This is a genomic window from Streptomyces poriferorum (assembly GCF_019399235.1).
Classification (GTDB): Bacteria; Actinomycetota; Actinomycetes; order Streptomycetales; family Streptomycetaceae; genus Streptomyces; species Streptomyces poriferorum.
Map to the genome: position 1 here is coordinate 40,801 of NZ_JAELVH010000016.1, position 19,140 is coordinate 59,940.

At 68.6% G+C, this 19,140-nt stretch carries 11 protein-coding genes; 2 read left to right on the forward strand and 9 right to left on the reverse strand.

From position 1 onward, the window contains the following. The first annotated feature begins 21 nt into the window (after nt 1–21). Complete coding sequence (locus tag JGS39_RS04895; protein ID WP_219567469.1) at nt 22–2,754, forward strand: SpoIIE family protein phosphatase; 2,733 nt, start codon at nt 22–24, stop codon at nt 2,752–2,754. Nucleotides 2,755–2,950: 196 nt separating this feature from the next. Here the strand turns inward: JGS39_RS04895 and JGS39_RS41390 are convergent, their stop codons facing one another. The 3 genes from JGS39_RS41390 to JGS39_RS04910 all read right to left on the reverse strand — a co-directional run bounded on the left by JGS39_RS41390 (nt 2,951) and on the right by JGS39_RS04910 (nt 8,667). After that, complete coding sequence (locus tag JGS39_RS41390; RefSeq protein ID WP_219567470.1) at nt 2,951–4,861, reverse strand: NAD(P)-binding protein; 1,911 nt, start codon at nt 4,859–4,861, stop codon at nt 2,951–2,953. A 621-nt stretch (nt 4,862–5,482) separates the two neighbouring features. After that, complete coding sequence (locus tag JGS39_RS04905) at nt 5,483–7,258, reverse strand: glycoside hydrolase family 3 protein (protein ID WP_219567471.1); 1,776 nt, start codon at nt 7,256–7,258, stop codon at nt 5,483–5,485. Nucleotides 7,259–7,311: 53 nt separating this feature from the next. Further along, nucleotides 7,312–8,667, reverse strand: coding sequence for an MFS transporter (locus JGS39_RS04910; protein WP_219567472.1), 1,356 nt, complete (start codon nt 8,665–8,667; stop codon nt 7,312–7,314). Nucleotides 8,668–8,831: 164 nt separating this feature from the next. Here JGS39_RS04910 and JGS39_RS04915 point away from each other — a divergent pair, with 164 nt between their 5' ends. Further along, a complete protein-coding gene (locus JGS39_RS04915; protein WP_219567473.1) occupies nt 8,832–9,464 on the forward strand; it encodes a TetR/AcrR family transcriptional regulator in 633 nt (210 codons plus the stop codon). A gap of 46 nt (nt 9,465–9,510) precedes the next feature. Here JGS39_RS04915 and JGS39_RS04920 read toward each other — a convergent pair whose 3' ends face one another. From JGS39_RS04920 to JGS39_RS04945, 6 genes are all read right to left on the reverse strand, one after another. Then, nucleotides 9,511–10,665, reverse strand: a complete 1,155-nt coding sequence (locus tag JGS39_RS04920) for an ROK family transcriptional regulator (RefSeq protein WP_219567474.1) — start codon at nt 10,663–10,665, stop codon at nt 9,511–9,513. Nucleotides 10,666–10,814: 149 nt separating this feature from the next. Beyond that, nucleotides 10,815–14,054 carry a beta-glucosidase gene (locus tag JGS39_RS04925; protein WP_219567475.1) on the reverse strand — a complete coding sequence of 1,080 codons (3,240 nt, stop codon included), beginning with the start codon at nt 14,052–14,054 and terminating at the stop codon, nt 10,815–10,817. Nucleotides 14,055–14,486: 432 nt separating this feature from the next. Continuing rightward, nucleotides 14,487–15,236 carry an ABC transporter ATP-binding protein gene (locus tag JGS39_RS04930; RefSeq protein ID WP_219567476.1) on the reverse strand — a complete coding sequence of 250 codons (750 nt, stop codon included), beginning with the start codon at nt 15,234–15,236 and terminating at the stop codon, nt 14,487–14,489. Next, nucleotides 15,236–17,068, reverse strand: a complete 1,833-nt coding sequence (locus JGS39_RS04935; RefSeq protein WP_219567477.1) for a branched-chain amino acid ABC transporter ATP-binding protein/permease — start codon at nt 17,066–17,068, stop codon at nt 15,236–15,238. The genes JGS39_RS04930 and JGS39_RS04935 overlap by 1 nt, the downstream gene beginning before the upstream one ends. Then, nucleotides 17,065–17,934, reverse strand: coding sequence for a branched-chain amino acid ABC transporter permease (locus JGS39_RS04940; protein WP_219567478.1), 870 nt, complete (start codon nt 17,932–17,934; stop codon nt 17,065–17,067). Before JGS39_RS04940 ends, JGS39_RS04935 begins: the two co-directional genes overlap by 4 nt. Nucleotides 17,935–17,985: 51 nt before the next feature. Then, a complete protein-coding gene (locus JGS39_RS04945; RefSeq protein ID WP_219567479.1) occupies nt 17,986–19,140 on the reverse strand; it encodes an ABC transporter substrate-binding protein in 1,155 nt (384 codons plus the stop codon).

Consider the following 19,140-nt stretch of genomic DNA (forward strand, 5'->3'; position numbering starts at 1 on the left):
TCAGCAGGCTAAGAATTGACCATGCCTGTGACTCGTGCTGCCCGGTCGGCCCGGAAGTCCTTCCCCTCTCCGCCGCGGACCCTTGCCGGACAGGTGTTCCTGCTGCAGTTGCTGGTGGTCGTGCTGCTGGCCGGAATGATCGCCGCCGCCTTCGTGTTCGAGGCGCACCGGTGGGCGGTGCGGGAGGCGTACGACCGCTCGCTCGCGGTGTCCGAGACCTTCGCCCACGCGCCCGGTACCCGCGCGGCCATGGAGTCCCGCGACCCCAGTGCGATTCTCCAGCCGAGTGCCGAAGCGACCCGCCGGACGGCAAACGTGACGTACGTGGTCGCGTTCGATCCGAACGGCATCCGCTGGAGTCACCCCGACGCTTCGCTCATCGGCGGACATGTGTCAGGCGGGTTCGCGCCTGCGTTCTCCGGCGAGCCGTTCCAGGAGACCTTCGACAGCACCTTGTTCGGTCAGGCGGTGGACACGACGGTCGCCGTGTTCGGCGAACGGGGCGAGGTTGTCGGGCTCGTCTCCGTGGGCATCACGGTGCAGAGCGTGAACGAAGTCGTCCTGGGACAACTTCCGCTGCTGCTGGGGCTGGTCGCCATCGCGCTCGCCCTTGCCGCTGGCGGATCGGCGCTCATCAGCCGTCGGCTGCGCGCGCAGACGCACGGACTGGGCCCAGTGGAGATGACCCGCATGTACGAGCATCATGACGCGGTCCTCCATGCCGTCAGGGAGGGAGTCGTCATCGTCAGCTCGGACGGCCGGCTGGTCCTCGCGAACGATGAAGCACGGCGGCTGCTCGACTTGTCTGCCGACGGGATCATGGACCGTTCCGTCTCCGGGCTTGGCGTGTCACGGCAGATCGCGGACCTGCTGGCCTCGGGCAGAACGGCGAACGACGACGTCCACCTCGTCGGGGGCCGGCTCGTCTCCGTCAACCAGAGGGCCGTGGGCGGTGCGGGCCAGCGCTCGGGCAGCGTGGCCACCCTCCGTGACACCACGGAGCTGCGCACCCTCGCCACGCGGGCCGACGTCGCCCATGACCGGCTGCAGTTGCTCTACGACGCCGGGCTGACGATCGGAACCACCCTCGACGTGACCCGTACCGCGGAGGAGTTGGCGGCGGTGGCGGTCCCGCGGTTCGCCGACTTCGTCACCGTTGAACTGTTCGGACCGGTCTTCCAGGGCGACGAACCGACGGCTGCTGTCACCGAGATGCGCCGCGCCGTAGCATCGGGCATCCGTGACGATCACCCGTTCCTGCCTGCCGGAAGGATCATCAGTCTCGTGCCGGGGAACCCTCTGGCCGCCGGCACCGTCACGGGGCGTCCGCACATTGAGGCGGACCTCGACGGGACCGAGGCGTGGCGGACCGTGGATCCGGACAGAGCGCGACGGATCCTGGAGTTCGGTATCCACTCCCTGGTCTCGGTCCCGTTGCGGGCCCGCGGCGTCGTGCTGGGAACGGCCGACTTCTGGCGCTCCGATCAGCGGTCCTTCGACGCCGACGACCTGTCCTTCGCGGAGGAGCTCGGAGCACGGGCGGCCGTCGCCGTGGACAACGCGCGCCGCTACACCCGCGAACACTCGGCGGCCGTCACTCTCCAGCGCAGTCTGCTTCCGCGTGCCCTGCCCGAGCAGCCCGCGCTGGAGACGGCTTACCGATATCTGCCGGCCAAGGCCGGGGTGGGCGGCGACTGGTTCGACGTCATCGGGCTGTCCGGGGCCCGTTTCGCCCTGGTCGTCGGTGACGTGGTCGGCCACGGGGTCCACGCCGCGGCCACCATGGGCAGGCTGCGTACCGCCGTGCTCAACTTCTCGGCGCTCGACCTTCCGCCCGACGAGCTCCTCGCGCATCTGGACGAGCTCGTCACCCGCATCGACGCCGGCTGGGGCGCCGATGACGAAGATGCCGCCGTGACCGGCGCGACCTGTCTGTACGCCGTCTACGACCAGGTCACAGGAGCGTGCACCGTCGCCCGTGCGGGACATCCGGGCCCCGCTGTGGTCGCCCCGGACGGCAGGACCACGTTCCCTGACATCCCGGGCTCCCCACCGCTGGGGCTGGGAGGCAACATGCCTTTCGAGACGGCCGAACTGCAGCTGGCCCCAGGCAGCCTGCTGGTCATGTTCACCGACGGCCTGGTCCAGGGCCGGGAGCGCGACATCGGCGCCGGTCTCGCCCTGCTCCGGGACGTCCTGGCCGTTCCCGGGCGCAGTCCTGAGGATGCCTGTCAAGCGGTGCTGGAGCAGGTGCTGGGCTCACTGCCCAGTGACGACGTCACATTGCTCATCACCCGTACCAGCCTCATGGACCAGGGGCGCGTGGCGGAATGGGACGTGCCGCAGGACACCGCCGCCGTCTCCCGCATCCGCACAGAGGTGCAGCAGACGCTGGAGCGGTGGGACCTCGACGAGCTCGCCCACACCACCGCCCTGATCATCAGCGAGCTCGTCACCAACGCCATCCGCTACGGCGCCCCGCCACTTCGGCTACGGCTCCTGCACGATCAGGCGAGTCTCATCTGCGAGGTCGCCGACGACAGCAGCACAGCGCCCCACCTGCGCCGGGCGGAGATCAGCGACGAAGGCGGGCGGGGCCTGTTCCTGGTCGCCCAGTTCGCCGACCGCTGGGGCACCCGGTACCTGCCCCACGGCAAGATCATCTGGACCGAGCAACTCCTCGCCCGCCCTGACCTCGACGCCGGCACTCCGGATGAGGAGACCCTCCTGGCCCAGTGGGCCGACGACGAGTGAAGCGGGCTGAACGCGCCAGGAGCAGCCCGCCCACTGCCCCGGCGGCCGGACCGCGCTGGACGCCGGACAGGGCGGCTCCCCTCCTCCGAGGGGGGCTCACGAGATCCGGTGTCCGGCCTGAATCCCTGACCGGGAAGGGGCCGGACAGCCGGTCTGTGCCGATGGCGGCCCGACGGCCGCACGCGGCACGCCGGGTTCAGAGGAGGTGGGCTACGGCGCGGATTGCGGCGTCGAAGGCAGCGTGGGTGTAGCCGAACGCCTCGGCGTCGGAGTTGGCGATGGTGATGCGTCCGACGGGGCGGCGGGCCTTGGCGTAGGGCCGTTGTGATTCGGGCTGGTACAGGGACGGGTCGTCGAGGGAGTTGTACTCGTAGGCGTATCCGTGGGCCCAGCGGTTGACGGTGATGGCCGTGATGTCTCGGGCGGGGTCGAACCCGTGGTCGCCGAGGGAGCGGGTCATCGAGTCGCGGATCTCGCGCTCGAAGTCCTCGAACGGCATCCTGATCAGTGTGCGGCGGCCGGCCTTGTGCTGTTCGCGGCAGACCAGGCCGGGAGATCCGGGGGTCGCCGACAGGGAGACCACAGTGGGGAGTTCGGGTCGGTGCGGCATGGCGAAGTCACCGATCTCGGTGACCGTGGGCAGGCCGAAGCTGGAGAAGAACATCGAAGGTGTACTGACCCGGGAGACGCGGGCGCGGGCGAAGGCCCTCCAGTCGCGGAGCGCGACCCGTGCGTACACCAGTGGCACCTTCGTGCCGTAGCGCATCGCGGTGACCTGCTCCGTCGGCAGTTCGGGTACGACGTACGAGGAGACGGAGTTCCAGCAGGCCATGACCACGCCCTTGGCGCGGACCCGATAGCTTTGCCCGCCCTTGGAGTAGTCGACCACTGCGCCGTGCCGGCCTTCGTTGCGGACGTGGAAGGCTGTGCTCCCGAGGCGGATGCGGACGTGGTTGTCCCGGTCGTCGAGGCGTGAGTAGTCCGCCTTCGCGGTGACGATCCTCTGCCAGTCGGGCCGGCGCTCGTCGAAGGCATCCGGGACCAGCTTGCTGACCAGCAGTCGGGCTAGGGAAGCGTTGCCCTCGGGGAAGTAGAAGTTGCCGTCCTCCTCGGTCTCGGCAAGGTGCATCAGCGGCGTCAGGCCGGCGCCCGGCCACGGCGTGTGTTCGAGCCCCAGGCCGCCGAAGCCCGGCTGTCCGGTCGCCCACGCGTCGGCCGCTGCGACGTGGTCGACGTTCACACCCCACAGGCCGTTGGTGCCGCGCTTGACCATCTCCAAAGCGTCGGCGTCCAGGCCGAGCTTCTCGCGCAGGTAGGTCTCGTACGGCGTGCGGGCCAGGATCTCCTTCTTCTGCGCGTCCGTCAGCCCGGGATAGAAGTCCTCGGTCGTCGTGTACAGACGGACCAGTGCGGCCCGGCTCGCCTCGCTCATCGGCAGCTTGGTCGCGTACGACGCCCAGGACTCACCGGATTCACGGATGACCAGCTGGTCCTTGCCCCAGCGCTCGGAGTTGAACAGGGTGCCGCTGCGCAGAGAGTACGGCGCGTACGCGTCGCCCTTGACCGTGGCTTCCAGTGCCTTCAGATCGACGCCGAGGTCCTTGGTGAGAAGGTCGCGGGCTCCGCGCGACCAGGTACTCGGGGTGTCGATGTTGACGGTGCCGCCGTTGGACAGGAGCTGAGTGCGGCCGACGTGGAACTCGTTGCGCCGGGCGTGTCCGCCGAAATCGTCGAGGGCGTCGAGAATGAGCACACGAGCCTTCGGGCCGGCGTGCTTGCGGTAGAGGTACGCTGCGGCAAGCCCGCTCAGCCCGCCGCCGACCACGACCAGGTCGTAGGTCTCACGGGTATCCGATATACGCCCGGGTGCGAACGCACCGTCACGTACGGCGTGCGCCACGTCGTACGCTCCCGGCTGCTGGCCCCGCAGACCGGTCGCGGTGGGCGGGTAGGGAGCCTTGGGCCTGCCGTGCCCGTGGGGCGTGGGGCCGGGGTGCGCGCTCGGAGCCGCCTGCGCCGCCCCTGGTAGCGCCACGGCCGCGGCCGCGCCCATGGCCGTGACAGCCACCCCGTCGAGGAAGTCACGACGCGTGACCTTTCGGTTCATACCAAGCTCGTGATCACTGAATCTGGGCATACGAGACCCCTCACGTGGATCTTCGGATTTCGGATCAGAACTACCTGGCGGGAATGCTATACAGTCGTCTCGCCTTTTATGAAGCGCGAATTTCGTTGCGTATGAGGCTTGTTGCTGCGAAATCAGTAGCCAGCGAGGAGAAGTGGCGACCCCGCGTGGCCACGGCGGTTCCGTGCGAGCCGGGACGTGGTCCGCCGGGCGGATCAGCGCTAGACCGTTCCGGCGGAGCTGTCGAGGTCGGCCCGGGTGGCCACCCCTTCCCGGTCGACCCGCGTGCCGACGATGACGGCGCTGGTGGTGACGGCGCGGGGTCTTCATCAGGTCGAGCAGCGGGCGAGTCCGGCCGGGGAGCAGGTGAAGTCGTCGGCGCAAGGCGAACTCGAACCGGCCAGGGCGCTCCTCGCAGGGGGTGGCAAGGCGGACAATGCCAGGCCCGCCCGGGCGGGCCCTGTGACGACCCTCGCGGCCCTCAACCGCCGGCCGCCGCCTTCGGGCCACATACCAAATGGCGCCCGGGCCCGGAGCCACCGCAGGGGTTCCGGGCCCGGGCGCCTTCGGTCGCAGAACCCCGCGGGGCCGTCGGCTTGGGGATCAGAGGGTGAGGCCGTGGCCGGCCGGGAAGACCGGGTTCTCGGTGTCATTGGGGACGTCTTCGCGGGAGGCGGCGACGGCGGCCATGGAACGGGGAAGCTCGAAGGGGAGCCGACCCTGGGGCGTGACGTGGCCGAAGGCTACGTCGAGGAGAGCCGTGTCGGAGGCACCGAAGTCGGCGAGCAGCGCTGCGGCGTGCTCGGCGATCTCGGGGAGTACGGCCGCGCGCTCCAGGTTGACGCAGACGAGAGTGGGGACGGTCTTCATCAGGTCGAACAGCGGGGCGAGTTCGGCCGGGGAGAAGGCGAGGTCGCCGGAGTGGAAGAAGGACTCGAACCGGTTGGGGCGCTCTTCGTAGGGGGTGGCGAGACGGACGACGGCGAGGTCCGCCTCGGCAGGGTCGCTGACGATCTGCCCGTACGGTACGGCTGCTTCCTGGCGCACGCCTTGGAGGTAGAGCTTGGGGGTGCCGGTGAGCGGGAGCAGCGCGTCGTGGTTGGTCAGCACGGTGATGGCGCGGCGCTGGGCGTCTTCGCCGGCGGCGGTGAACTCGGCGTTGCCGACGATGCGTTCGGCGGCGTCGACGTCGACGTAGGGGTTGTCGAAGAGGCCGAGGACGAACTTCTCCCGCAGCAGGCGGCGTACGGAGGTGTCGATGCGTGCTTCGGTGATGCGGCCGGAGCGGACGAGTTCGACGATGAGTTCTGGGCACTGTTCGCCGCCGAACTGGTCGGCGCCCGCGTCCAGGGACTTGGCGGCCCGTTCGGCGGGGGTGAGGTGCTCGACGCCCCAGGCTCGGGCGACGTGGGTCTCGCCGAAGATCTCGGCGTCGGTGAGCAGGCCCCAGTCGGTGCAGACGATGCCGGTGAAGCCGAGTTCGTCGCGGAGCAGGCCGGTGAGGACGTCCTTGTTGAAGCCGAAGGCGACTTCTTCCCAGTCGGTACCGGTGGGCTGGCCGTAGTAGGGCATCATCTGCGAGGCGCCGGCGGCGATGGCGGCCTTGAACGGGGCGAGGTGGTAGTCGCGCATGCCGCCCGGGTAGACCTGTTCCTTGCCGTGGGGGAAGTGCGGGTCCTCGCCGTCCTTCTGCGGGCCGCCGCCTGGAAAGTGCTTGACCATGGTGGCCACGGACTGGGTGCCGAGCGTGTCGCCCTGGAGGCCGCGGATGTAGGCTGCCGCGAGTTCGCCGGTGAGGCGGGCGTCGTTGCCGAAAGTGCCGTTCTGCCGCGACCAGCGGGGGTCGGTCGCGAGATCGATCTGCGGGTGCAGGGCGACCCGGAATCCGACGGCCAGGTACTCACGGCGGATCGTGTCGGCGAAGCGGTGAACGAGTTCGGCGTCGCCGATCGCGCCGAGGCCGATGGGCTCGGGCCACTGGGAGAACGCGCCGGCGTTCAGCGCGGCACCGGGGTTGTCGGTGAAGGCGTTGCGGGGGTCGGTGGAGAGGGTGACGGGAACACCGAGACGGGTGGCGGCCGCCCGCTCCTGAAGAGCGTTCTGCCACAGAGCCATCTCGCGGACGCCATAGCTGCCGAGGAGGTTGAAGTGGCTGAGGTTCTTCTTCTCCAACAGGTCCGTGGTGCTCATGGGGACCATGGCAGGGTCCCCGGCCTCGACGGGAGTGCCGTCCGCGTTCATGGTGAGCATGGTGTGGAAGAGCTGGCCCGCCTTCTCCTCCAGCGTCATCCGGGCGAGCAGGTCCTCGGTGCGCTCGTCCGGGGTGAGGGCGGGGTCCTGGTAGGGGTGGCCTTCGTTGCGGGGTGTCCGGGTGGTCATGGTGGTGCTCCTGTGGTACGGAGCGGGTCTTGCGGCCCGCGGGGTGGGGGTGGTCAGCGGACGGTGCGCACGCACTGGATCGCGGTGGCGCCCAGTGCGGCGCAGATCCCGCCGAGGAGGAAGAGCGCGGTGTAGTTCTCGCCGCCCGCACCGATCGCGAGGACAGCCGGGGCGATGACGGGGACGAGGGACTGCGGAAGGGCGTTGGCGACGTTGAGGACGCCCATGTCCTTGGCCGAGGTCGCCGGGTCGGGCAGCACCGCGGCGGCGAGTGCCAGGTCGACGGCCATGTAGAGGCCCTGGCCGGCGCCGAAGACGAGCAGTGCGACGAGGAACAGGCTGTAGCTGTGGGCGAAGGCGAGAAGTGCCAGCCCGACGCCGACGAGGAGGGCCGCGAAGAGCACGAAGGGCTTGCGGCGGCCGATGCGGTCGGAGAGGAAGCCACCGGTCACCGACGCGGCGACGCTCATCAGGACCATGACGATGGTGCCGAGGAACATCTTCCCGGTGACGTCGTCCTCGCTGTACCCGAGGCGGTCCTCGAGGAAGTAGACCTGGTACGTGGTCACCGCCGACATGGCGATGAAGACCAGGAAGCGGCTGGCGAAGTTCCAGCCGAAGTCGGGGTGCTTGCGCGGGTTCACCCAGAAGCTCCGCCCGAATTCCCTGATCCCGTAAGCAGGGAAGCTTCCCTTCACGGCGGGCCGGTCCGGCATCACCGTACAGAGGTAGCCGACACCCGCCAGGCCGAGCACGGCGGGGACGATGAAGGCGAAGGCGAGGGTGTCCTTGAAGACGTTGGCGAGCATGGACCCGAGGATCATCGACAGGGCGCTGCTCATGCCGACGAGTCCGGAGACGCGGGCGCGCTGATCCTCAGGTATCAGGTCGGGAATGGTCGCGGTCAGTGCGGCCAGTGCGGCGTTGCACCCGAGCTGCGCCAGGGACCAGCCCAGGGTGAGGAGCAGGACGCTGTCGCCGAAGGCGATGACCGACAGGCCGGCGAGACCTACGCTCATGCCGCCCAGCAGCCACGGGCGGCGGCGGCCGAAGCGGCCGGTGGTGCGGTCGGAGAGGGCACCGAAGAGCGGGTTGGCGATCAGTGCGAGGACTGCGCCGACCGCCATGACGGTGCCGAGCTTCGCGCCCCGCTGTTCCTTGGGGACGATCTCGTCGACCCTGAGCGCGAGGGTCACGATCACCGGCGTCAGGGTCGCCAGGAAGATGCCCAGCTGCGCCAGCACGATGCCTGCGACCAGGCGTCCGGGTGCCTTCGGCGGCGCGGAGGAGGCTGGAGTCGGAGCGTCCTGCCCCGCCGGGGTGGACGAGGCACCGGGCAGCACCAGGCCGCCTGCCCGGTCCGTACCTGCTGGGGCGGCCAGTGCCGGGGGTCGGCTGTCGAAGGCCATGAGGGCTCCTTGCGGCTCTCGACCGGCTCCATCGCCGGTTCGTTTCGCAAGATTAAGCGAAACCCGAGTGGTTGCTAGGTTTTCATGGCGTGGCGTGGATCACACCCAAATCGGACGCTGGGCCCATAGGAAAGGGCGGTACGTCGGCCCGTAGGCTGGGGCGCATGCCTCCCCGAAACCCCCGCGGCAGCTACGCCGTGGGCGACGAACGCCGCCAGCGCATCCTGGACGCAGCAGTCGAGCACTTCGCCCGCAACGGCTACCACGCCAGTTCACTCGCACGGATCGCCCACGACGTGGGCATCACCCAGGGCGGCCTGCTTCACCACTTCCGCAGCAAGGAAGACCTGCTGCTCTCGGTCCTGGGCGAGAGCGAAGAACGTGACCGCGTCTGGGCCTTCGGCGCGAAGGTCATGACCGCCACCCAGCACGCGACCGCCCTTCTGGAACTTGCCGCCCTCAACGCCACCCGCCCGGGCCTGGTGCGCATGTTCACCGTCCTGTCCGCCGAAGCCGCGGAACCGGGGCATCCCGCCCACGCCTACTTCACCGAGCGGTACGCACGGCTGGTGGCGCACATCTCCGCCGTCTACCGGCGCGGAATCGACACGGGCGAGATCCGGCCCGGCGTCGACCCCCTCGCCGTTGCCGAGGAAGGCCTTGCCGTCATGGACGGACTGCAGATCCAGTGGTCACTGAAACCCGCCACGTTCGACATGGTCGGCCGGCTGCGCGCCTACCACGACCGCCTCCTGCGCGACATCACCACGGCGGGAACGGGCCTGCCCACGGCCTGAAACGGTCCGCTGCGCGGGCCCACCCGGCCCCTGTGGCAGTACACGGTCAGTTCGTGGCCAGTGTCGTCGCCAGCCGGAGGGCGCCCAGGAGTTCGGCCTGCGCGCCGAGGCCGGCAGGCAGGATGTCGAGGCCGGCGGCGATGGCAGGCTGAGCATGCCGGGTGACCGTCGTGGTGATGCCTTGGACGAGCGCCCCGGTAGAGGCACCCAGTTCACCGCCCACGATCAGCGCCTGGGGGTTGAGCAGGTTGCAGAAGGCGGCGAGAACGCGGCCGAGCGTCCGGCCGGCGTCGTCCAGGATGCGGTCGGTGACGGGGTCGTTCTCCTGGAGCGGGAATCGAAGACCGCTCTCCCCGGGACGGGTGTGGGCGATCTGCGCCGCGATGGCCGACACGGACACGACAGTCTCCAGGCAGCCCCGGTTGCCGCAGCGGCACATCTCGGTGTGCCCCGGCAACGGGGTGTGGCCGATCTCGCCGGCGAAGCCCCGTGAGCCCCGGTAGGGCAGGCCCCCGACGACAAGCCCTGCCCCGATGCCGTGCGAGACCTTGACGTAGAGGAAGTCCGAGTAGCGGCTGCCTGCGCCGAGGTGCAGTTCTCCGTACGCGCCGAGCAGGGCGTCGTTCTCGGCGTGCACAGGTACGCCGAGGCGGCGTTGGAGCTCCTTCCGCGGGTCGAGCCCCACCCAGCTCGACAGGATCGTCGGGGAGCGTACGAGCCCCGAGTCGGTGTCGAGCGGCCCGGGGACACCTGCCACGACGGCGGCGACGCTGTCGATGCCCGCTGATGCGCGCAGTCCGTCCAGCAGCCCCGCAGCATGGTCCATCGCGTCGGTGGCCCGCAGATCGACGTCGAGTTCCACCCGCTCCTCGGCGATGGGGCGGCCGAGCGGGTCGCCGAGGGCGACGTTGATGTGGTTGTGGCCGAAGTCGATCGCCGCCACGGGAGCATCCCGGGGCACCACCCGGAGTATCGCCGCGGGCCGCCCGCTGCCGGAGCCGGGGCCCCCTCCCTCGGCCTGCGTCTCCGTCACTCGTTCGTCCGCCAGAAGCCGGGACACAGCGTGGTTCACAGTGCTGCGGGACAGCCCGCTGAGTTCGATGATCCGGGCCCGGGTCGCCTGGCCGGCGGACTGAATGAGCCGGAAGACGTCCTCGCGTGTCCGGTCCCGGGGCGAAGAGTCTCCTGGCATCTGGGGCATGCACAGATCCTAAGGGCTTACCGGCCGCTCGCGTCCGGCGCACGGCCATGCCCGTTACGGCGGACGCGTGACCGCCCCCGGCCTGACGAAGACAGGCCGGGGGCGGCAGGGGACGGGTGACGACTGGGGAGCGCCGTCACTGCGCGAGGTCAGCGACCCTGGTGACTCCCGTCATGGCCATGACCCGATTGGTGCTGGTCCTCGGGCGCCTTCGAGACCCTTCCCAGGGTTGTGGTGACCGCGGGCTCCAGGTTCCTGAACTGAGCGGTGTACGGGCCGACCTTGATGCCCTTCACTCCCTTGAGACCGGCGAGCTCCTGGAACGACGAGCTCTGCGACGCGGTGGTGAGGACGCGGATCGCGCTGCGCTGGAGATCGCCCAGCCGGAGCGGGTAGCCCTGGGTGGGGTAGTCGCCCTTCAGCGCGACGGTGTAGGCGACCACCGGGGTGCTGTCGTCGCCGGCCGTGGCGTGCTGGACACCGGTGATGCCGATGGCGGCCTTCTGCGCCGCACTCAGTGCCGTGCTGCTGGGGTCCAGCAGGGCGGTCACCGTGCGATAGGCCTCGTCGACCGAGGTGAACTTGGCGTTCGGCGTGAACACTTGGTTGTTGATCGCGTCCGTGACGGTCTCACCGGACTGCGGCGCCCGGGACAGGTCCGTGTTCTTGTCGACGGTCGTGCTCACGACTGTGCCACCGGTGGACGACGGGGTGAAGCCGCCGAACTGCCAGGTGTAGCTGACCCGCCCGTTGGAGCGGGTCGCCTTGTTGTAGGCGGGCAGGCCCGAGATGTCGATGGCCGGCGCCACCTGCTTGATGGCGTTGATGATCTCGGCCGGGTTGCCGCCGGGCTCGATGAGGTCGTTACCGGCGTACATAGAGGTCAGTGCGCCGTGGCTGCCACCCCAGTCCGACATGACCGTGCCCTTGTAGCCCCACTCGCCGCGCAGCAGATCGGTGAGCAGGTCGTAGTTGCTGGCGGCCCAGGTGCCGTTGACCTTGTTGTACGAGCTCATGACGGACATCGGCTGCGCGGCCTTGACCGCGATCTCGAATCCCTTGAGCTCGATCTCGCGCAGGGCGCGCTCGCCGACCACCGAGTTGCTGGTGTTGCGGCTGGTCTCCTGTGAGTTGGCGGCGAAGTGCTTGATGGTGACGCCGACCCCGGGAATGCTCTGGACGCCCTCGGTGGTGGCCGCGGCGGTCAGGCCGGAGACCAGCGGGTCCTCGGAGTAGTACTCGAAGTTGCGTCCGTTGAGCGGGTCGCGGTGGATGTTCATGCCCGGGGCGAGCCAGAGCTGGACGCCGTACTCCTGCATCTCCTCACCGACGGCCTCGCCGACCCGCGAGACCAGGCCGCGGTCCCAGCTCTGGGCGAGCATCGTGCCGATGGGCCAGGCGGTGCCCCACTGGTACGTGGGCTCGGTCGTGCCGATCTGCTGCGTGAGACGCAGCCCGGCCGGGCCGTCCGCCAGTGCCATGCCGGGGATGCCGAGCTTCTCGTAGTTCGGTGTGGTGTAGCCGGCGGCACCCTTGGCGGTGAGCGTACTGCCCGCGGCGCTGGAGCCTTCGACGATGTCGGCGAGTTGCGAGACGTTCAGGCCTGCGACGAACTGCTCGATGGACGCCTTGCCCTTGGCGACGTCGTACAGGGTGGTCGACGAGTTCGTCGACACATGCTTGACCTTCTCACCGGTCTTCGGGCTGTAGGCCGCGCCGGTGCCCTCCCAGTCCTTCTGCTTCGGGTCGAGGTACGTCGTGGTCGACGCGATCCTGTCGCCGTCGAGCGCGTAGTACGGGGAGGACGAGTCGACCGCGGTGTCCTGCTGGTACGGCGACGCCTTCTTCTCGGTACGGAAGGAGCGGGCATCGAGGCCGATCCTGCGGGCCCGCGCGATCTCGGTCCGCTCGCCCGGGTAGGTGTAGAAGTCCTTCGGGGAGCTGGTGAGTTCCGAGTCGGGGGCCTGGTCGTCGAGTTCGGTGTGGTCCTGCTCGGTGACGACGGTCTTCGCGAGGTTGAGACGGGCCGCGACGTGGGTGTCACGGGACGAGTTGCCGACCCGCACGACGTAGTCGCCCGCGTCCAGCACGTAGGCCGCGCGGGACTCGTCGTAGGCGGCGAGCGACGTGGTGTCGAAGCTGATGGTCACCGTCTGGGACTGGCCCGGCGCGAGGTTGTCGGTCTTCGCGTAGCCGGTGAGCTGCTGGTACGCCTTGTCCAGGCCGGTCTGCGGAGCCGACACGTAGACCTGCACGACCTCCTTGCCACTGTGGCTGCGGCCGGTGTTGGTCACCTTCGCGGTCACCTTCACCGTGCGGGCGTCGGCCTTGACCTGCTGCGCCTTGATGTCGAAGGAGGTGTACGACCGGCCGTAACCGAAGGGGTAGTTGACCACACCGGCCGGCCTTGCGGGGTCGATCTTCCCGTAGAACGAGTCGAAGTAGCGGTAGCCGACGTAGATGCCCTCGGAGTACTGCTCCAGCAGGGAGTCACCGTCGTTCTTGGCGAACGTCGAGGCGGCCGGGTAGTACGAGTAGGCGGACGCCCAGGTGTCGGTGAGCTTGCCCGACGGGGTGACGGTGCCGTTCAGCACCTCGGCGAGCGCGCTGCCGCTCTCCTGGCCGGCCTGACTCATCAGCAACAGCGCGTCGAGCGCCTGGCCGCCCGGGGCGTTCTTGACCTCGTCGTTGATCTGCGGGAAGAACGACGTGTCCACGACACTGCCCGTGTTCAGGACCACGACGACACGCTTGTACGTCTGGCCGAGCAGCTTCAGGTTGGCGCGCTCGGTCGGGGTGAGCTGGTAGTCGCCCGGGCCGGAGGAACGGTCCGCGCCTTCACCGGAGTTCCTGGCCAGGACGAAGACCGCGGTGTCCGTGGGGGCCGCGGGCGCGGCGCCGGCGGCTGTCAGCGGCTGCTCGACGGAGGCGTAGTCGACGCTCGGGCCGAAGATGCCGCCGGTGGTGTCCGGGTACTTGGCGTCGTAAGCCTGCGTCATCGCGGACCAGTAGGCGTCGCTCGTAGTGACTCTGTACCCGGCGTCGGTGAGCCCCTGTCGGGCCGAGATCGTGTACCGGTTGTTGACCGCACCCGAACCCGTGCCGCCCTTGACGGTCTTGTAGGCACCGACACCGAAGAGCGCCACGTTGCCCTTGCGGGAGATCGGCAGCGCTTGATCGTGGTTCTCGAGAAGCACCATCCCCTGGGTTGCCGCTTCACGCGAGAGTGCCGCGTTCTTCAGCTCCAGTGCGGCTGGGTTGGGGTCGGAGGTCGCCGCGGTCGCCGCAGGGGCTCCGGTGAGGACGAACGTCGCGACGACCGCGGTGGCCGCCGCGAGCGCCATCGCCCGGCCTCGACGGGCCCCTCTGACCGATCTCGTGGAGTACATATCAGTAAGTCCTCTCGCAACCACATTGTCCGCAAAGGAAGTTCATGCAGAGCGGGCAGGCCTCCGACCCTGACGTTCATGGAGGGTGTCCGCTCGGCGCGAATGAAGCTGACCCTAAGAGCCGCCTTTTCTGTGGTCAATGGCCAAAACATGATGGACTTAGCGAATGTTTCAGCCCATCCTTGGCTAAATGATCGATTGGCTCCTCGCGCGGACCGGGCCGGTGACAGCCGGGCCTCAATCTGATATACGGTCATACAGGGGTAGTCACATGTGATTCGCTGTCGGAACCGGTTCCGGAAGCCCCTATTCGAAGGGGCCTGTCGACACATCAGTGGCACTGGTGAACCCTGAGATCGTTAAAAAGTTGGAGGCGGGGTACGTGTGCGGGCCGGTGCGGCGAGCCGAGACGTCACCTCGGCTCCCGCCCCCTTACAGCCCGAGGTAGATCTGCCGGACCCGCTCGTCGTGCGCGAGCTCCTCGGACGTGCCCGACATTGCCACTGAGCCGTTCTCCATCACCAGGCAGTGACTGGTCACCCCGAAGGTCAGCTTGGCGTTCTGCTCGACCAGCAGGAGACCGAGCCCTTCGCTCCGCAGCCGGACCAGGATGTCCAGGACGTTCTCGATCAGCTTCGGTGAAAGCCCCATGGAGGGTTCGTCGAGCAGAAGGAGCCTCGGCCTGGACATGAGCGCCCGGCCGATGGCCAGCATCTGCTGCTGGCCTCCGGACAGGTCGCCGGCGGCCCGGCCGCGGAAGTCCCGCAGGATGGGGAAGAGGTCGTACACGTGGGCGAGGGTGTCGCGTGTTTCTCCCTTCCAAGACCGGCAGTAGGCGCCGAGCAGCAGGTTCTTCTCGACGGAGAGTCCGGGGAATACATGCCGGCCCTCCGGGACGTAGCCCACCCCGTGCCGGACCATGTCCCGAGCCCGTACCTTGCTGAGATCGGTGTCGCCGAGGGTGATCCGGCCGCTGCTGCGCGGGACGAGCCCCATGAGCGCCTTGAGCGTGGATGTCTTGCCGGCACCGTTGGAGCCGATGATTCCCATGGACTCGCCGGGGGCGACGCTCAGTGCCACCGATCTGACCGCGCAGACTCCTCCGTAATGAACGGTCAGGTCGGTGACAGCGAGGCTGTCGGTTCCCGTGCCGGCCGCGGAGGGCTCGGCGGCAGTGGTCATCACGGAACCTCCGGTGCGGCGTGAACGGGTATGTCGGCCGGCGCCGAGTCGCCGAGGTATGCCTCTATGACTTCGGGGGTCGCCGCCACTTCGGCGGGCGACCCTTCCGCGATGACGCTGCCGGCCGCGAGGACGGTGATCCGTTCGCACAGGGACATGACCAGGCCCATGTTGTGCTCGATGAGGACAACGGTGACGCCCTGGTCGCGGATGGACCGGACGATCGAGGAGAGCTGTCCGACCTCCTCACCGTTCAGACCGGCCGCCGGCTCGTCCAGGAGGAGCAAGCTGGGCCGTCCCGCCATGGCCCGTGCGATCTCGATCCGTCGCTGGATGCCGTACGGGAGGGACTGCGGGTGTGCGTCGGCGAAGGCGGTGAGTCCGTACTCCTTCAGGACGCGGTCCGCCTCCGCCTGGAGCCGGTGTTCGTTGGAGAGGACACCGACGGGCCACACGGCGTACTGCCAGACCGTGCTGGTGCGGGACCGGTCGAGGACGACGAGGATGTTCTCGCGGACCGTCATCTGGGAGAAGAGGCGCAGGTTCTGAAACGTGCGCGCCATTCCCGCCAGGGACAACTGGTACGGGCGGGCCCGGCTGATGTCGCGGCCGACACCGGAGACCTGTCCCGCGGAGGGCCGGTACAGCCCGCTGATCACGTTGAACAAGGTTGTTTTGCCGGACCCGTTGGGGCCGACGATGCCGCGGATCTCTCCCTGTCTCACTGTCAGGGTGACGTCGTCGAGCGCGGTCAACGCCCCGAACCGCTTGGTGAGGTGGCTGATCTCCAGTGCCGGCCCGCTGTCGGCTCCGCTCTCGGGCACCTGCGCCGCAGGGGCGGGCCCGGGCAGGTAGGGGCCCAGCTCGGCGGAGCGTACGTCGTCGTTCTTCCTGCGGCGGCCGACGGCTTCCCGGACTCGTCGGGGGATGCCGGCGAGTCCGGTAGGAGCGAAGACGACCATGAGGACGACGACGATTCCGTAGCCGAGCTGCGCGTAGACAGCGAAGTCCACGAGGGCCTCACGGATCAGTACGAGGCCGACCGCGCCGACGACGCAGCCGATCAGGCTTCGCCGGCCTCCGATGATGACCATGGCCAGCAGCAGGAACATGTTGCCGAGGCTGAAGGTCTCGGGGGCGACGTACCGGATGAGGCCCGCGTACAGGATGCCCGCCGCCCCTCCGTAAACGCTGGCGAGCATGAACGCGGTCATCCGCAGCAGCGGGATCTCCGCACCCATGGCACCGGCCGCCAGGGCATCGTCCCGCATGGCACGGAGCCTGCGTCCGAGCCGGGTTCGCACGACGAAGGTGCCGAAGGCGAGGGCCAGCCCGAAGACCACGATCTCCAGGTAGTAGTAGAGGTACTCGTCGGCGAGATCGATCCCGAAGAACGGCGGCACCGGAATTCCGGAGATGCCGTCCGCTCCCCCGGTGATCTCCGCGTTGGTGATCCAGTTGACGAATCCCAGTGCGAGGCCGAGCGTGACGATGCCGAGGTAGTGGGACTGCATCCGCAGCGCCGGCAGGCCGACGAGGAGTCCCACCAGGACAGTGGCTGCCAGCCCGACGATCGCCGCGGTCCAGAAGCCGAAGCCGGAATGGGTGGTGAGGATGGCCGTCGTGTACGCGCCAACTCCGAAGAAGGCCACCTGGGCGAGATTGATCTGGCCCGCGACGCCCATGACGAGCCCCATGCCGATGGCGAGCAGCGCGAAGATGATCGCGATGTCCACCACGTGCATCGAGTAGCTGTTCAGGCCGTACGGGAGCAGGTAGGCGGCGACGCACCCCAGCAGGATGAGCGCCGGTTTGGATGTGAGGATGCTCATGCCCGGCTCACCGTCCTTTCGCCGAAGATGCCGGTGGGCCGGATCATGATGGCCACGGTGAAGACCAGGAAGGTGACCAGGACGGAGTAGCCCTGGAAGTGGTCGCCGGCGTAGGAGTCCAGGACTCCGATGGCCAGGCCGCCGACCACTGCTCCGGGGATGCTGCCGAAGCCGCCGAGCATGGCTGCGGCGAACCCCTTTACGCCGAGGGCGCTCCCGAGGGTGGCGTCGACGTAGAGCATGGGTCCTGCGAGGCCGCCGGCGAGGGCCGCGATTCCGGCTCCGATCGCGAAGGCGAGGGCGTTGCTGCGGCCGACGTGGATGCCGACGGCGGTGGCCGCTTCGTGGTCCATGGCCACTGCCTGCATGGCGGCACCGGGTTTGGTGCGCTGGAGGAACAGGGTGAGCAGGACCACGCATGCCGCGGTGACGGCGATGACCATCAGGTCGTAGGTGCGGATGCGGATGCCCATGATGTCCAGGGGGCCGGAGGATATCGGCGAGGGCATGGCCCGTCCGGTGGTTCCCCAGATCAGGGTGGCGGCTGCCTGGAGGACGGTGCCGAAGCCGATGGTGCCGATCAGCATCAGGTCGAAGTCCTTGTTCTCCAGCGGGCGCAGGACCCGCTCGATGACCAGACCGATGATGCCCGTGACGACGATGGAGATGATGATGGCGAGGACGAAGGATACGTGCGTGGTGAGGTAGAACGTGGAGGCGGCGTAGGCGCCGATCATCGCGACGTCGGCGTGCGCGAAGTTGACCAGGCCCATGGTGCGGTAGACGACGGAGAATCCGACAGCGATCAGGGCGTAGATCGCTCCGAGGCTGAGACCTCCGACGAGAGTTTGCAGGGTGACTTGCATGGTGGCTCCCTGAAGCCGGTGCGGAGCCCGGCTCTCGGCTCGACGGGCTGGCTACTGAGCTGCGGAGAGCTTTCCGTTCTTGATGATGCCGATGGTGGTCCTGAAGATGCCGACGCCCGTCTCGTCGTAGGCGAAGTTGCCGAGCAGTCCGGCGTACTTGGTTGCCCGGATCTCGTCGGCGAGCTTCTTGCCGGTGGCGCCGCCGCTGTTCTTCAGTGCGGTGAGCACGATGTTGGTGCCGTCGTACGCCTTGGCTCCGTGGAGTTCGGCGTCCTTGCCGTACTTGGCCTTGTAGGCCGTGGCGAAGGCGCGGCTGGCGTCGCTGATCTCATTGCTCAGGTAGGGCGAGCTGACGATCGTGCCCTCGGCGTTCGTGGCGCCGGCGGTGTCGATGAAGACGGGGGTGCCTTGGGGGGCCGCTCCGGCGAACGGGGCGGTGATGCCGAGGTCGCGGGACTGCTTCACGATGAGGCCGGCTTCGACTTCTTCCGAGCCGATGAAGATGGCGTCGGGCTTGGCCTGGCGGATCCGTGAGAGGGAGGCGCTGAAGTCCTTCTGGTCGGTGGTGACGACCTGGTCGGTGACCGGGGTGATGCCCGCTTCCTTGAGCGCGGCGGTGAAGGCGTCGTGCTCGCCCTTGCCGTAGGAGCCGTTGTTGGAGATCATCGCGATCTTCTTGAACTTCTTGGTCGTGACCAGGTAGTCGGCCAGTGTGGAGTCGTAGGTGGTGCTGGTGGGGCCGTTGAGGAAGAGGAAGGGGCTCTTCACGTCCACGAGCGCGGTGGCCTGGCCGGAGGTGATGTTGGGTATCTCCGCCTGCTTGAGGATGGGCGCCATGGCCACGGTGACGGCGCTCTCGGCGGTGCCGATCATCGCGACGTAGTTCCCGCTGTCCAGTTTGCGCGCGATGTTGGTACCGGTGGTCGGGTCGCCCTGGTCGTCGAAGACCGTCAGCTCGATCTTGCGGCCGTCGATGCCGCCTTTCTTGTTCCATTCCTCGACCGCGAGCTTGGCGCCCTTGGCCTCCCAGTCGCCCAGCGAGGCGAGCTGTCCGCTCTGCGCGTCCACCACGGCGAGCTTGATGGGACCGCTGCTGTCCGCGTCGTCGGAGGAGGAGTCACCAGGGGCGCTGCACGCGGACGCGGCGAGGAGAACACCGAGGGCGACGGCTGGAGCGGCGACGATGTGACGGCTTCTTGCACGCAT

Bases quoted from the DNA above. Each gene is read 5' to 3' on its own strand.
- JGS39_RS04895 (WP_219567469.1), top strand. From the start codon at position 22: ATGCCTGTGACTCGTGCTGCCCGGTCGGCCCGGAAGTCCTTCCCCTCT.
- JGS39_RS41390 (WP_219567470.1), bottom strand. From the start codon at position 4,861: ATGAACCGAAAGGTCACGCGTCGTGACTTCCTCGACGGGGTGGCTGTC.
- JGS39_RS04905 (WP_219567471.1), bottom strand. From the start codon at position 7,258: ATGACCACCCGGACACCCCGCAACGAAGGCCACCCCTACCAGGACCCC.
- JGS39_RS04910 (WP_219567472.1), bottom strand. From the start codon at position 8,667: ATGGCCTTCGACAGCCGACCCCCGGCACTGGCCGCCCCAGCAGGTACG.
- JGS39_RS04915 (WP_219567473.1), top strand. From the start codon at position 8,832: ATGCCTCCCCGAAACCCCCGCGGCAGCTACGCCGTGGGCGACGAACGC.
- JGS39_RS04920 (WP_219567474.1), bottom strand. From the start codon at position 10,665: ATGCCCCAGATGCCAGGAGACTCTTCGCCCCGGGACCGGACACGCGAG.
- JGS39_RS04925 (WP_219567475.1), bottom strand. From the start codon at position 14,054: ATGTACTCCACGAGATCGGTCAGAGGGGCCCGTCGAGGCCGGGCGATG.
- JGS39_RS04930 (WP_219567476.1), bottom strand. From the start codon at position 15,236: ATGACCACTGCCGCCGAGCCCTCCGCGGCCGGCACGGGAACCGACAGC.
- JGS39_RS04935 (WP_219567477.1), bottom strand. From the start codon at position 17,068: ATGAGCATCCTCACATCCAAACCGGCGCTCATCCTGCTGGGGTGCGTC.
- JGS39_RS04940 (WP_219567478.1), bottom strand. From the start codon at position 17,934: ATGCAAGTCACCCTGCAAACTCTCGTCGGAGGTCTCAGCCTCGGAGCG.
- JGS39_RS04945 (WP_219567479.1), bottom strand. From the start codon at position 19,140: ATGCGTGCAAGAAGCCGTCACATCGTCGCCGCTCCAGCCGTCGCCCTC.